Annotated in this window: 12 protein-coding genes; 8 read left to right on the forward strand and 4 right to left on the reverse strand. The window is 44.3% G+C overall.

All coding sequences use genetic code 11. The features are described from left to right. Positions 1 to 58: 58 nt before the first annotated feature. Positions 59 to 1543, reverse strand: coding sequence for a hypothetical protein (locus I2I11_RS16355; RefSeq protein ID WP_196268818.1), 1485 nt, complete (start codon positions 1541 to 1543; stop codon positions 59 to 61). 62 nt (positions 1544 to 1605) lie between these two features. Continuing rightward, positions 1606 to 3087, reverse strand: a complete 1482-nt coding sequence (locus tag I2I11_RS16360; RefSeq protein ID WP_196268819.1) for a hypothetical protein — start codon at positions 3085 to 3087, stop codon at positions 1606 to 1608. A 343-nt stretch (positions 3088 to 3430) separates the two neighbouring features. Between I2I11_RS16360 and I2I11_RS16365 the strand changes: the two genes are divergently transcribed. The 5 genes from I2I11_RS16365 to I2I11_RS16385 all read left to right on the forward strand — a co-directional run bounded on the left by I2I11_RS16365 (position 3431) and on the right by I2I11_RS16385 (position 8342). Further along, positions 3431 to 3571 (forward strand): hypothetical protein, encoded by a 141-nt coding sequence (locus I2I11_RS16365; RefSeq protein ID WP_196268820.1) that lies wholly within the window; start codon positions 3431 to 3433, stop codon positions 3569 to 3571. Between the two features lie 240 nt (positions 3572 to 3811). Further along, entirely contained in the window at positions 3812 to 5350 is a 1539-nt protein-coding gene (locus tag I2I11_RS16370; RefSeq protein WP_230680364.1) for an ABC transporter substrate-binding protein, read from the forward strand. 8 nt (positions 5351 to 5358) lie between these two features. Further along, on the forward strand, positions 5359 to 6738 hold the full coding sequence (locus tag I2I11_RS16375) for an ABC transporter permease (RefSeq protein ID WP_196268822.1): 1380 nt from the start codon (positions 5359 to 5361) through the stop codon (positions 6736 to 6738). Next, positions 6735 to 7820, forward strand: a complete 1086-nt coding sequence (locus tag I2I11_RS16380; RefSeq protein WP_196268823.1) for an ABC transporter permease — start codon at positions 6735 to 6737, stop codon at positions 7818 to 7820. Before I2I11_RS16375 ends, I2I11_RS16380 begins: the two co-directional genes overlap by 4 nt. Before the next feature lie 258 nt (positions 7821 to 8078). Continuing rightward, on the forward strand, positions 8079 to 8342 hold the full coding sequence (locus tag I2I11_RS16385; RefSeq protein WP_196268824.1) for a hypothetical protein: 264 nt from the start codon (positions 8079 to 8081) through the stop codon (positions 8340 to 8342). 345 nt (positions 8343 to 8687) lie between these two features. On the opposite strand, the gene I2I11_RS16390 is transcribed toward I2I11_RS16385, so the two are convergent. Both I2I11_RS16390 and I2I11_RS16395 read right to left on the reverse strand, forming a co-directional pair. Further along, positions 8688 to 9059: an acyl-CoA thioesterase gene (locus tag I2I11_RS16390; RefSeq protein WP_196268825.1), complete on the reverse strand. Its 372-nt coding sequence runs from the start codon at positions 9057 to 9059 to the stop codon at positions 8688 to 8690. 23 nt (positions 9060 to 9082) lie between these two features. After that, positions 9083 to 10243: a PQQ-dependent sugar dehydrogenase gene (locus I2I11_RS16395; RefSeq protein ID WP_196268826.1), complete on the reverse strand. Its 1161-nt coding sequence runs from the start codon at positions 10241 to 10243 to the stop codon at positions 9083 to 9085. Positions 10244 to 10461: 218 nt separating this feature from the next. Here I2I11_RS16395 and I2I11_RS16400 point away from each other — a divergent pair, with 218 nt between their 5' ends. From I2I11_RS16400 to I2I11_RS16410, 3 genes are all read left to right on the forward strand, one after another. Then, on the forward strand, positions 10462 to 11547 hold the full coding sequence (locus tag I2I11_RS16400) for a Gfo/Idh/MocA family protein (RefSeq protein ID WP_196268827.1): 1086 nt from the start codon (positions 10462 to 10464) through the stop codon (positions 11545 to 11547). A 245-nt stretch (positions 11548 to 11792) separates the two neighbouring features. Continuing rightward, the gene (locus I2I11_RS16405) at positions 11793 to 12554 is read left to right on the forward strand and encodes an SGNH/GDSL hydrolase family protein (protein ID WP_196268828.1); all 762 of its coding nucleotides are present in this window, start codon (positions 11793 to 11795) and stop codon (positions 12552 to 12554) included. Positions 12555 to 12850: 296 nt separating this feature from the next. Beyond that, complete coding sequence (locus I2I11_RS16410) at positions 12851 to 13303, forward strand: hypothetical protein (RefSeq protein WP_196268829.1); 453 nt, start codon at positions 12851 to 12853, stop codon at positions 13301 to 13303. Positions 13304 to 13310 lie beyond the last annotated feature (7 nt).

Raw genomic sequence — 13310 nt, forward strand, 5'->3', positions numbered from 1 at the left:
CTCCTGTTGTGCCTACCGGTTTTGGCGCGTAATAAATTATGTTCCCGCAAATGCAGGTTTATTTCCTTAGTAAACCATCATATACCTGTTCCCAAAGATGCTCGTAAGGCACAATCTCGAGCTCCGCAAAGATGTCGTCGGGCTTGGTGGCTGCTGATAACTTCTCCAGTAAGAGCTTGCTCTTTACTTTAATCTGCCTGAAATTGCCGTCTTCTTTCACCACCAGAAGCAAGAGCCTGAGGAAAACCCGTACGCGCTCCGCTTTGTTCCCTTTAAGATTTCTTGAAATATATTTACTGATAAGTTCCGGCTGGTTTTCTAATACATCATACTTCTTTTTAAGCAAGCTGTCAACTAGGTCAAAGACAATGATGGCTAAATTAGCGCCTTCTTTATCTGCACTCAATATTTTGATTGCGCATATTTCTTTTTTCAGGAAGCCGGGTGCTTCTTCTTTTATAGCTGCATAGCATAGCAGCAGGTATCTTCGGTGCAGTTCCCATCGTTCCTGCTTGTTTCTGCTCAAACTGTTAAAGTAATTATTGTCTTTTACCTGCTTCATCAGCTCCACAGCCAGCTTGTACTTCCTGCTGTATATAGCTAACTGCATGTAGTTCTCCATAAAAGCAAACCAGTTAAAGCTTTTGGGGTTATAATCTGTCCAATGCTCCTGCGCAAAGGCCAGTCCAAGTTCATACTGGTTTGTGCGGATATAAGCGTATGTCTTGATAAAATTATTAAACCTTGCATTATACCATTTAGGATTTAATTTGCCTTGCTCCAACAGTTTCTCTGCTTCTTCAATGGCTCCAAAAATGCCTTCATAATTACCTGTCAGCTCAAGCCAGGTTATGGTAAGAGAATGATAAAAATTAAAAATCTTAGAGGCATTTGTTTGTTCCCATAATGCGCCTAATTCTTTAAGGACAGTTATGATCTGCGGCAGGTACTTATTTCTGGAAGTGGCTTTTCCTGAAAGCTCCATTTTAGCTGTATAGAATAACATTTCTGCCTTGCGCTCCGCTGTCTCCTGTAAATAATATTTCTGGAGTTCAACGCTTAAATAAGCATACTTAGGCTTGTCATGTATCAGCAGGCAGACATCCCTTTGGTATTCCAGTGCTTTGATTGTGAATTCTGTTAATTCTGCAGAAATAGAAATGAGCAGAATTTGTTCTGTCAGCTTCTGAGCCGCTTTGTACTCTCCAGAATTTGAGAGCTTCCTGGCTTGGTGAAGCATTATACCACACTCGCTAATTTCATGCGCGCATATTTTAAATTTATTGGGATGTGCCTGTTCCAGGAAAATAAAACTATTCAACACTTTTTTCCGCAGGCGGGATTTGAGCATGCGGTAGCTTGCGCTCAAATTAGCACTTCCATAAATATAAGCGGCAGCTTCTTCATCTGTTGTGACGGCTCCCTCATTTATAGCATCAAAAAGTTTCTTTTCAAAGCTGTCTTCTTCCTGTTGCGTGATAAGGGGCGATGCTTTACCTGACTGTTCAGCAACCAGTTTAACCAATCGTTTCAGCTCCTTCATCTATGTTAAACTAAAACAAGCAAAATTATATACCCTGAACAATGATTATATTAAATACTTATTTAATGTTTTTCCTCCAGTATAGAAAGAATATGCTCCCAGAGATGCTCATACGGCACAATTTCAATTTCTGCATAAGCATCGCCGGGCGGCGGCGTTTGAATCAACTTCTGGTATAGCCTTTCCCCTTTCGCCTTGCAAGCCACCGCATCAAAATCTTCTGTAACAGTGAGGATCAAAAGTTTTAAGAAAGTTTTACTCCGAAGGCTAAAAGCATCCTTCAGGTGTGTATTGATGTATTTTTTCAGGCTTTCAATTTTATACAGCAGCAGTTCCTTATCACCTTTCTTAAGAAAGATAATAAACTGAAGAATCAGGATAGCCACATTATAGCCCTGCTTATCTTTGCTGTATTCCGGCGAGGAGGTTATGTCAAAAAAGCTGGCACCGGGTTTAGCAGGTATAGGCTCTGTACAATAGAGATGCAAATAGGCACTGTATAAGCCCCACCTCTCTTTCGAAGCACCTGAAGTTCTCGCAAAAGCATTGTTATGATAAACTTTGCTGATAAGATGATGGGCTAATTTGTAGCGCCTGGAGTGAACAGCCAGCAGGAAGTAATTTTCCATGTAAGCAAACCAGTTGAGCAAACGCTCATTAAAATTATTCAGGTACTCTTCAGCGTAAAGTAGCCCATCTTCAAGCTTGCGAGCTAAAAGGTGCGCATAAACAAGTATAAATTTATTAAAATTGGAATCAAACCGAAGTTTATTAACGCTGTTTTCGTTAACTAACTTCTCAGACACTACTGTTAGATCGGCAATTTTTGAAAATTCACCAATAGACTCATAATATAGGATGGAGACTTTATAAAAAGAGTTAAAAGCATCAAAAGTACCCGCAGCCTTCCAGTACCTATGGAGCCTTTTTATATCTTCAGGCAGGTTTGGCAAATAGGCCTTTCTTGCTTTAATTGATTTATTAAATAAAGTTTTAATATACTGAAACAGGCTTACAGCTTTTCTTTCGTAAGCTTTCTGGTGAAGCTTTAGCGTAAGCAAGGCGTCTGTCTCATTAAATTGCTTTAAAAGTCCTTGTTCTGAATAGGCCCTTAGCCTGAGTTCCAAGGCAGCAATTGAGATATTAGTAAGATCAAACTCCTCTGCAGTTGCAAGAATCCTGCTGGTTAAGCTAAGTACCAAATTATAGTTCGGCTGGGTGATAAGAATGTTTACATGATGCAACAACTGGAAACACTCATTTTCTTTATGCATAAATGCCCCAGCCCTAAGCTTAGGATACTCCATGAAAAGCAACCTGTTATAAAGCTTTTTTCTGAGCCTGTGCTTAAGCATTTTGTAGCGTACATCATCCGGCTGAGCCTTATACAGATCAAAAGCGGCATCGGCATCATTAGAATAATTATTATTTCGTAAATTAGCCAGGAAGAGGCCTTCTTTGCTCTCCTTCTTTTCGTTTGGCAGATAGTTGCTTATCCGCTTGCTTGATGTTACTAATCTGGCTAATATCTTTAACTCTTCCATTCAATAATGCGTTTAAAGAAACATTTAGATAATGAATTCTAATTTAATCCAATAAATTATTAGATAAATCTCTGTTACTTTTTAACTAATTAATTCATTTGTAAACTTACGTTTAATTTTTAACTTTATACTTCATATACTGCAAAACAAGGTTACTATAGCCGTTTTTGATACAGCGCCTTCTACCAAAGAAGCTGCAAGGGGGTCCTTTTTTGTTTATTTTCATGTAAAGAATCTATTAAAGTATATTATTTTCACAGTTACTTTTAATAGTAAATCTTCCTTTCACACCTCATTATTATGCGCCATCTTTGCTATATATATTTAACTAAATTATAAAAATATGATAGCTGTACTTTTCTCCCTGATGCTTAATTTGTCTCTGGCCACCAACCCACAGGCACCTGCTGCAACGACTACACAAGTAAGCCCTACCGATGCAGTATGTGGCGGCGTTCTGACCTGGAATGAAGATCAAGAATAAAGAATTAATACTTTTCCCTATCTTGCCCTTTAAAGGCCATTTGCCAAAAAGGCTTAACGGATGAGGAAATTACAAATACTGGGTTACAGTTTACTGCTTCTGCTTTGTTTCTGCAGCAAGCCGAATCGGGTACCCGATGAAGTGCGAGTGCGGCTTACCAGTGATCCTGAAACACTAAACCCGGTCAGTTATACTACTGCCGGATCCTTACAGGTTATCAACCTGCTGTTTCAAAGCCTTATGGCAATTGACCTGGCAGATGATAAGATTAAGCCGGCACTAGCTGCTACAAAACCTAGTATAGTACAGCAGGATTCGCTGACCTATATTACTTACCAGTTACGGCCGGAAGCGCAATGGACAAATGGCAGCCCCGTAACCGCAGCAGATGTTGCTTTTACCCTTAAGGTGCTGAAAGCGCCCTTGCTGAACAACGAGCGGATGAAACCGCAAGTAGCATTTATCCATGATATCATCATTGACAAGGCCGACAAAAGAAAGTTCACGTTTGTCTGTGATGGTTTTACGCCGGAGATGGAATTGCTGACAGGAGACTTTTTTATCCTGCCTGCTTACCTGTTTGATCCGGAAGGTAAGATGGAAGCTTTTACAGTTTCTGATTTTGCCGGTGATAATTCCGCACGGGAGAATGACGAAGGCTTGCAAAATTTTGCTGCCCATTACAATAGCGCAGAATATGCCCGCAGCAAAGATTTGCTGCAAGGCAGCGGTGGCTACGTAATAACAGCGTGGGAACAAGGACAGTATCTGACCCTGAAGCGCAAAGATGATTGGTGGGGCAACCATGTTGACGATAACACACATGCCTTAACTGCAAATCCGCTTCAAATCAGTTTTAAGATAATACCGGATAATACCACAGCACTTTTAGCGCTGAAAAACCAGCAACTGGATGTACTTGAAAATATTCCGGCGGCAGAATTCAATCAGCTAAAGGCAGATAAGTCCTTTACAGAGGATTATGCACTCTATACGCCGAACTCGTATGAGTTCGCCTATATTGGTCTCAACAGCAGGCTGCCAAAACTTTCGGATAAGCGCACCCGTCAGGCTATAGCCAATTTGCTTGACATAAACAGCTTTATAAAGGTATCGCAGCAATCGTATGCTACGCCTACAGTAGGCCCGGTGCCTCCTTCCATAAAGCCGTATTACAACAACAAACTTAAGCCTTACTCCTACAACTTACAAAAGGCAACTGCCCTGCTACAGGCTGCAGGCTGGCAACGCAAAGCGGATGGCTGGTTTAAAACCATCAATGGCCAGCAGCAGCAGCTTACGCTCGAAGTAAGCTATCGGGCAGGTAATACGGTTTTTGAGAATGCAGCTCTCATTTTTCAGCAGGGCGCTGCCAAAGCCGGTATCCCGGTAACCGTGCAGGCACAGGAAGGAAGCCTCTTCAGCCAGAAAGCGAAAGCACATGATTTTGACATGTTCTTCCGGGCGCTATCGGGCAATCCCTTTGTATTCAATTTCAAACCGCTCTTTTATACTTCTTATGCCAATGATGGCGCTAACTATACCGGCTTCGGCACGCCGGAAAGCGACAGTATACTGGATGCGTACAATGTGGCTGAAGATGATAAGGAGAAAGCGCGTCTCCTGAAAAGGCTACAGGAGATCCTGCACGAAGAAGCTGCTTTTATTGCACTTTATTACCAGAAAGATCGGCTGGCGGTGCATCGCCGGTTCACCAATCTTAAAATCTCCGGCTTGGAGCCCAACTATGATGTAAGCTCCTTTAAGCTGCAAGAATAAAGCACCTGATGCGCTACTACCTGCTTAAGCGACTATTCCTGGCGATACCCGTATTATGGCTGCTGGCCACGCTGGTGTTTATGCTCAGCAGGTTATTACCCGGTTCCTACGCCGCCGAGAGCATCTTGCAGGAAGGAAACGGCTACTACGCCAAAGGCTCGGCTGCAGACAGAGCCACCGCATACCAGCAATACCTGATCAGAACAGGCCAGCATCTGCCTCTTTTCTATTTTAGTGTCAGCTCCGGCGCCACGCCGCCCGATTCGTTACTACGGCTGCTTCCGGAAGCAGCCCAGCATAACTTACAACAACTTGCCTGGCATATAGGAAACTGGCAGGAAGCTTACACTTTCTGGCGCACTCTACAGGAACTACAGCTGCATGCAGGTCCGGCAGAGTTACAGGCGCTTGCACCTTTTCTGCAGACTATTACCACCACGACCAACGTACAGCAAAGAGTTGAGGCAGCCAGGGCAATTATAAAGTATGATACTGCTTCGCCACTTGCCCGGAAACTTTACCGCCTTGCTCTAAAATTGCAGCAGCAACATCGCTTGAGTTTTATGATTCCCTCCCTTCGGTGGCATGGCACCGCTAATCAGTACCACAAATGGCTCACAGGCATTCTGCACGGCAACTTGGGCAACTCTTACCGCGACAGCAGAAGTGTAACAGACATCATCGTAGAGACCAGCGCAAATACTTTCTGGATTATTTTTATCAGCATGCTGCTCACGACTCTGGCAGCGCTGGAGCTAAGTATAAAACTGATGCAGCCCCGGTACAAGCAATGGCGCAAAGCCGTTATGCCGCTCCTCTTCCTGATAGATAGCATTCCCCTGTTCGTACTCGCGCTGCTGCTGCTGGTGCTGTTTGCAAGCCCGGCTTTTCTGCAACTCTTTCCGGTGTATGGCCTGGGGTATGGGTATGGCGGACAAACCCGGATTGAGCAAATCACTCACACGCTGCCATACCTGGTGCTGCCTATACTTTGCCTTTCGCTGGCCCATCTGCCTTATTTGGTTAACCAGTTTTATAATGCTTTATCAGCAGCGGAAAGTATGGATTATACACGCACGGCACGAGCCAAGGGATTACCGTATGGGCTTATCATCCGGAAACACATGCTGCGAAATGCGCTTTTGCCTATCATTACACTGCTCTCGGATTTTTTGCCAGCACTGATTGCAGGGTCTGTGATCATCGAAACTATCTTTGCGATACCAGGTATGGGCAGGCTGCTGGTTACTTCGGTACAGGCAAGAGATTATCCGCTGCTGGTGGCGATTGTGCTGGTGGTTGCAGTTGCTAAAGTAGTCTCGCATGTGCTAGCTGATATTTGCTATGCCTACGCAGACCCGCGTATCCGTTACCAGTCCCAGGCATGAAGCGTCTTCTTTACAACTTCAGGCAACTATGGCTGGAGAAATTGATATTCCGGTTGGTAACTGTATACCTGGCTTTGTTGGTTGTGCTGGTGCTGGTGCTGCCATGGCTGCCGCTCCCCTTTGCACCCAATTATCTGGATCTGAACCATATTTTTCAGCCGCCTTTTGCCAATGTACAAGGTGCCGGTGCCGCACATTGGTTTGGCACAGACGCCCTTGGCCGGGATGTGCTGACGGAAACACTATATGGCGCCCGTACGGGGCTTTTCATAAGCCTGCCGGTGGTAATAACATCCACTTTTATTGGATTGATGTTGGGCGCAGGCGCGGGCTTTTTCGGCGATAATCAATTAAGGATAAGCAGGGCTGCCCTGCTGCTGTCGCCTTTGCTGCTGTTTCCGCTGTTTTACTTCGGCCTGTACCTGCCGCTTCATATACAGCAATATCACCTGCCTGCAAGCTACATGTGGCTTAGTTGGGGTACACTTGCGCTGCTATTAGGTATTTCCTGGCTGCTGCACCTTGTTTTGCAAAGATTAGCCTGGTTTAGATATAAAGCCGCATTCCCGCTTGACATGTTGATAATACGTGTTATAGAAGTTGTTTCGAGTGTGCCCTGGCTGATACTGGTGTTGCTGCTGGCCTCATTTATGCCTCCTTCTGTTATGTTACTTTCACTTATTCTGATATTCACCAACTGGACCCATACTGCGCGGCTTGCCCGGGCGGAAATGCTGCGCATAAAAGCGATGCCGTACATGGAGGCTGGCCGGGCCTTGGGCTTTACGGATGCCCGGCTTGTGCTGAAGCAGGCACTTCCCAACATGATGGGGCCGGTTTTAGTCGCATTCGGTTTCAGCCTGGCCGCCCTTCTGACGCTGGAATCAACCTTATCTTTTTTAGGTATAGGATTGCCTCCTACTATTGTAAGCTGGGGCAGAACCATTACAGGTATCCGATCCAATACCTCTGCCTGGTGGCTCGTAGCCTTTCCGGGAGGATTTTTAGCCTTAACAGTACTTGCTCTTCAAACTTTTAGCTACTATTTGAGATTAATGCTACAAAATAATTCGAAAATATAACTGCTTAGAATGTTACTTATTAGATTTTTGAGCAAGTTGTATATTTATATTTTCAATCAATATATTACAAATTATATCAAATTGAAATGTATTAGCCAAACCATATACTTAGTAAAAGCTATAGAAGTACGCCTGGGGTCTTTATTATCAACTGGAATAAAGAACCTTAATTATGTTACTTTTATCAATAAAAGTTCCTGTTTATTGGTAATATAAGTAAGTAAACTTGTACAGTGATTAAACCTAAACCCATTGTACATGAATACAGTTTTACTTCAAATGCAACAACAGTTGGTTGATAGTGGCTATAAGAGCAAAAATCTGGGTTCAAGTTTATCGAAGAAAGCTACTCCAACAGAAGAAGAGAAAGCTGCTTTCTCTACCATAGATGGTAGCGTGATTACTTTTAATGCAGGCAAGAATGCAGTAAGCAATGGGGCAGGCATATTTATTGGCGATTACTTTGTAGGTGTAGCCGATCATTTTTTATCTATCAGCAATACGCCTTTTGTGCGGTATTAAAAGGTAGAATTTACTAGTATAAAATTTTTATTATAAATTTTACAGGTTGTTGGTTGTTTGTGTTTAGTAGGCAATAAGCCTTGTAGCTCCCACTACAGGGCTTTTGCTGTTTAAATACATGCAGTTTAAAGCAAAATCATCTGATTATCAGCCATCATAAACCATATACCTTATACCTGGAAAGGTATAAGGTATATGGTTTATTTTACCCTGTGTAAAAGAACATAGGTAGCGAGGCATCAGGTATCAGATTTTCCTGCTTATACTTGGTAATCGGGCGCTTATACTTCATAACAAGGTGCTTTAAATGCATCATGCCCCGCTGCCTTTATTCAATAGGTTAATTTAAAGCACGCTCACCTGTGTCCTGCCATGTGGTGCCGGCATACCGTCTTCACCTACATGCACAAATACCATCCTGTCGATGTGCAGTATCGTTTTTCTGGTTATCAGGTTTCTTACCTCACTGCGTAATGTAATAGAAGTTTTGCCAAAAGACACCACAGTCAAACCAAGTTCAATAATATCGCCCTGCCTGGCCGAACTGATAAAATTAATTTCGGATATGAGCTTGGTTACTACCCGCAGGCTGCCAAGCTGGCCAATGGCATAAATGGCAGCCTCTTCGTCGAGCCAGCGTAAAAGGCTGCCCCCGAACAGGCTTCCGTTGGGGTTCAGGTCCTCAGGCTTAATCCATTTTCTGCTATGGAAGTTCATAAAGTATAAAAGTAACGGTTCTCTTATTTCGCTTGGCTGCTCAGCCTGTAAACCTTGCCTTCTCCGCCGTAACTGAGCAGCAGCAACTCATTATTCTGATCCAGCCCGAATGAGGATATTGGAAACCCTGTGGTAAGCAGCAGTTCATTGCTGGCCTTGGTTCCGTCTTCGTTCAGGGTCAGGGCCCATACCTTGCCGCTGGCATAATCGCCATAAATATACTTGCCTTGCAGCGCCGGGATGTTCTTGCCCCGATATACATAGCCTCCTGTTACCGATACCCCATCAGCATGTTTGTATTCATGTACAGGTGCAATCAGGCCTGTTTTGTCGCAATTAGCTTCCGGCTTAAAGCAATCGGATGCTTCCATTATGTTCCAGCCATAGTTGCCGCCATTCTGGATGATATCAATTTCTTCTATCTTGTTCTGGCCCACATCACCTGCCCATAGTCGCCCGTTCACCGTATCAAAGCTGAAGCGCCAGGGGTTGCGCAGCCCATAGGCATAAATCTCCTCCCGGAAACCTTCTGTATTTTTTGCAAAAGGATTATCGGCCGGAATACCATACTTGCGCCCGCCGGAAGGGTTGTTCACATCAATGCGCAGAATTTTACCCAGAAGCTTTGTTCTGTCCTGGGCATTGTTCTGCGGATCGCCGCCGCTGCCGCCGTCACCAACGGCAATGTACAGAAAGCCATCGGGCCCAAAGGCAACTTTGCCGCCATTGTGGTTACGGTATGGCTGCCTGTAAGTAAGCAACACAGACTCACTGGCCGGATCAACCTGTCCCTTCCCATCCTTTTTAAGCGTGAACCTGGAGATCCGTGTTTCGAGCGGATCGCCTGTGGTATAGTTCACATAAAAGTACCCGTTGTTACGGAAATCCGGGTGGAAAGCAAGCCCCAGCAAACCCATTTCTCCGCCAGCCACTACCCGGTCCGTAATATCCAGCAGCAAATTTGCCTTTGTACTTTCGGCGTTGGCAGGCAACCAGAAAATCTTCCCCTGCTGATCAACAACATAAAGGCGGTTCTGCCCGTCAGCCGCAGTAACTGCCTCTACCGGACTTTCGAATTCAATGTTCGGATAAGCCTCTTTTAACCCGTACTGTGCATCAACAGGCTCGGCACAACTTATAAGGAGAGCGCTCACCAGGAAGCAGCTTATGTGATATAACTTCATATAGATAAGGATTTTATTTATACAGGTTAATACGGCAGGCAAAGCACAGTGGCTGCCATACCAGTGTTTTATTATATTTTTATACTCTGTAAATGCGAGAACCATGCAACCATACTCATATGAATGCCGGGATTTGTAAACGACTCTTACTTTACAGTTTATTTTAAGTATATTACTCCTTGTTTATGGGAGGCCTTATATATACAATCGCTAAGGATATGAAATGTTTTCTGATTACCCTTATTTGTGTTCTGCTTGTAGAACAGGTATTTGCCAACACCCCGGTTAAGGTTGCGGTAGCAGGCCTCAGCCATGGACATGTAGACTGGATTTTCAACAGAGCGGGCAAAGATGACATTGTTATTGTAGGGATTTTTGAACCTGATAAGGAACTGGCAGACAGGTATGCCAGGCACTACAAGCTTGATCAGAAACTGTTTTTCACCGATCTCGATCAAATGCTTGATAAAGTAAAGCCGGAAGCTGTATCAGCTTTCGGGGCAGTAAACGACCATATTACAGTTGTAAGGGCCTGCGCACCCCGGAAAATCCATGTAATGGTGGAAAAGCCCCTTGCCACCACCCTGGCTGATGCCAGAGAGATACAGTCGCTCGCGCAGAAAAACGCTATTCATGTACTTACAAATTTTGAAACCTCCTGGTACGCCAGTAACCAGCACGTAAACAATCTGGTGGAGGAAGAAAAATTAGGTGACATCCGGAAAGTTATAGTAAACGACGGACATCAGGGCCCAAAAGAAATTGGTGTCAGCAAGGAATTCCTGGATATTTTAACTGACCCTGTTAAAAATGGCGCCGGCGCGCTGTTCGATTTTGGATGCTATGGCGCCAACCTGATGACGTGGCTTTTAAAAGGTGAAAAGCCGCTCTCAGTAACGGCAGTTGTGCATCAGAACAAGCCTGCCATTTACAAGGAAGTGGATGATGAAGCAACTATTATACTGCAATACCCTAAAGCCCAATGTATTATTCAGGGTTCCTGGAACTGGCCTTTTTCCCGGAAAGATATGGAGGTGTATGGCACCGAAGGCTATGCCATAGCAGTGAATCCAACTACCGTTCGTCAGCGCCTGGAAGAAAAATCTCCTGAAGAAGTTTTAAAACTGGACCCGCGGCCTGATCCTTATACAGACCCTTTTTCATTGCTGGCAGCGGTAGTAAGTGGCCAGTTAAAGCTGGATAAAAATGATATGTATGAGCTGCCCGTTAACGTTACGGCTGTAGAAATTCTGGAAGCCGCTAAAGAATCTGCCAGGCTGTATAAAACAATCTTCCTGCATTAAATTTTAGACAAGCTCCTGCCGGCTATCAAACAGGAATAAGTAAAATATACTTCCACATGTAAAAGAACAGAAGTAGCAAGATATCAGATTTATACCTGATGTTTATACTTCATAATAAGATGCTTAAATTGTATCGTTTATTTTGTCATGTTACTTACTTCATATAAGCTCTGCCAGCCTTACTGCCTTGTTGTGTTTTATACATCTAAATAAATATTCTTTATCTAACAAATCTTTTCTATCTCATGGTAAAACTTAAGTATACTTTGGCCCTGCTGCTGACTTTTCTGTTCCTGGGGCACCTCTCTTACGCGCAGACATCTACCCAAAAAAGTGCACCGGATTCAGCAGCGATTAAGAAAGCTTATGAAGAATGGCTGCGGCTGGACTGGCCAAATTTTGCGCGTTACCGGGACGCCAATGAAAAGTTGGGATTGCCGGCCGCTGGCGAAAAACGTGTTGTGTTTATGGGTAATTCTATTACAGATGGCTGGAGCAACGTTTCACCTGACTTTTTTAAAGGAAAACCTTATGTTAACCGCGGCATTAGCGGACAGACAACCCCGCAGATGCTGGTGCGTTTTCGGGCGGATGTTATTGACCTGAAGCCTGAAGCGGTAGTTATTCTGGCTGGCACCAACGACATTGCAGGTAACACCGGTCCCTCTACTCTCAAGATGATTGAAGATAACCTTGCTTCTATGGCCGAACTGGCAAAAGCTCACGGCATTAAAGTTATACTTGCCTCCGTGCTTCCGGTTTATGATTATCCATGGAAGCCAGGCCTGCAGCCTGTAGCAAAAATTACTGCCCTGAATAACTGGATAAAAAACTATGCTGCACAGAATAATATGATTTACCTCGATTACTACTCCGCTATGGCAGATGAGCGCAAGGGACTTCCGGCCAAATACTCGAAAGATGGTGTGCATCCTAACGAGGCGGGCTACCATATAATGGAACCGCTGGCAGAGAAAGCAATAGCCAAAGCGCTGAACCAAAAGTAATTTGCAGGTGGCTGAGGCGCCCAAACTAACCTGCTAAAAGTATAAACAAGCCATACATACCTGCAGTACTTAGATTTTGCAGGTATGTATGGCTTGTTTATTTATAAGTAGCTGAACAAAACAGATTGAAGTATAAACGGCTGCCGTCATTCCTGAAGAATGTTGTTGCAGTATGGTCCTGCTGCTGCAATCAAAGTCACACTGCAAAAGCTCTTCCGTAAGCGCCGGGGTTAAGGTTCAGAACCATTTCTATGTGTTCTCACGTTAATGCTAAGCAACCTTAACCAGCCGAAGCAATGGACAAACCTGAAGAAACAATACCCGAAAAAAAGATACCCGACGAAACAGCAGAAGAAGCGGAGGTGATTCTGCCTGATCCGAAAGCGATTGTACCGGATGCTTTGCAGGAGGGAAATGTATTATTTCTGGGCCCTGTGATGGATGGCTTCTTTCAGCCTTATCAGGACAAACTGCATACGCCGCCGCGGTGGGAACAGGGAAACTATAGTATAACTGCTGATACCTGGCCACCTCCCAGCCTGGTTCCGAATCTGATGGATCTTACCTCCTATAACGGATACGTGTTGCTGGTCATCGCCTCTGCCTGGGACAAGGAAGTGATAAGCCAGGCCAGAATTTTGGGCGTGATGGATGCTATGGCCGGTGACATCCTCAGCAAGTTCAGCTACCTGCACCTGCAGGAAAAAGAAGAGGAAATTGCAGCTTATACTTCTGGTTTAAGCAACTGACAGGCTT

This window comes from Pontibacter rufus, from assembly GCF_015694705.1.
GTDB lineage: Bacteria > Bacteroidota > Bacteroidia > Cytophagales > Hymenobacteraceae > Pontibacter > Pontibacter rufus.

Coding starts and splice junctions, on each gene's coding strand:
- I2I11_RS16355 (WP_196268818.1), bottom strand. CDS start 1,543: ATGAAGGAGCTGAAACGATTGGTTAAACTGGTTGCTGAACAGTCAGGT.
- I2I11_RS16360 (WP_196268819.1), bottom strand. CDS start 3,087: ATGGAAGAGTTAAAGATATTAGCCAGATTAGTAACATCAAGCAAGCGG.
- I2I11_RS16365 (WP_196268820.1), top strand. CDS start 3,431: ATGATAGCTGTACTTTTCTCCCTGATGCTTAATTTGTCTCTGGCCACC.
- I2I11_RS16370 (WP_230680364.1), top strand. CDS start 3,812: ATGGCAATTGACCTGGCAGATGATAAGATTAAGCCGGCACTAGCTGCT.
- I2I11_RS16375 (WP_196268822.1), top strand. CDS start 5,359: ATGCGCTACTACCTGCTTAAGCGACTATTCCTGGCGATACCCGTATTA.
- I2I11_RS16380 (WP_196268823.1), top strand. CDS start 6,735: ATGAAGCGTCTTCTTTACAACTTCAGGCAACTATGGCTGGAGAAATTG.
- I2I11_RS16385 (WP_196268824.1), top strand. CDS start 8,079: ATGAATACAGTTTTACTTCAAATGCAACAACAGTTGGTTGATAGTGGC.
- I2I11_RS16390 (WP_196268825.1), bottom strand. CDS start 9,059: ATGAACTTCCATAGCAGAAAATGGATTAAGCCTGAGGACCTGAACCCC.
- I2I11_RS16395 (WP_196268826.1), bottom strand. CDS start 10,243: ATGAAGTTATATCACATAAGCTGCTTCCTGGTGAGCGCTCTCCTTATA.
- I2I11_RS16400 (WP_196268827.1), top strand. CDS start 10,462: ATGAAATGTTTTCTGATTACCCTTATTTGTGTTCTGCTTGTAGAACAG.
- I2I11_RS16405 (WP_196268828.1), top strand. CDS start 11,793: ATGGTAAAACTTAAGTATACTTTGGCCCTGCTGCTGACTTTTCTGTTC.
- I2I11_RS16410 (WP_196268829.1), top strand. CDS start 12,851: ATGGACAAACCTGAAGAAACAATACCCGAAAAAAAGATACCCGACGAA.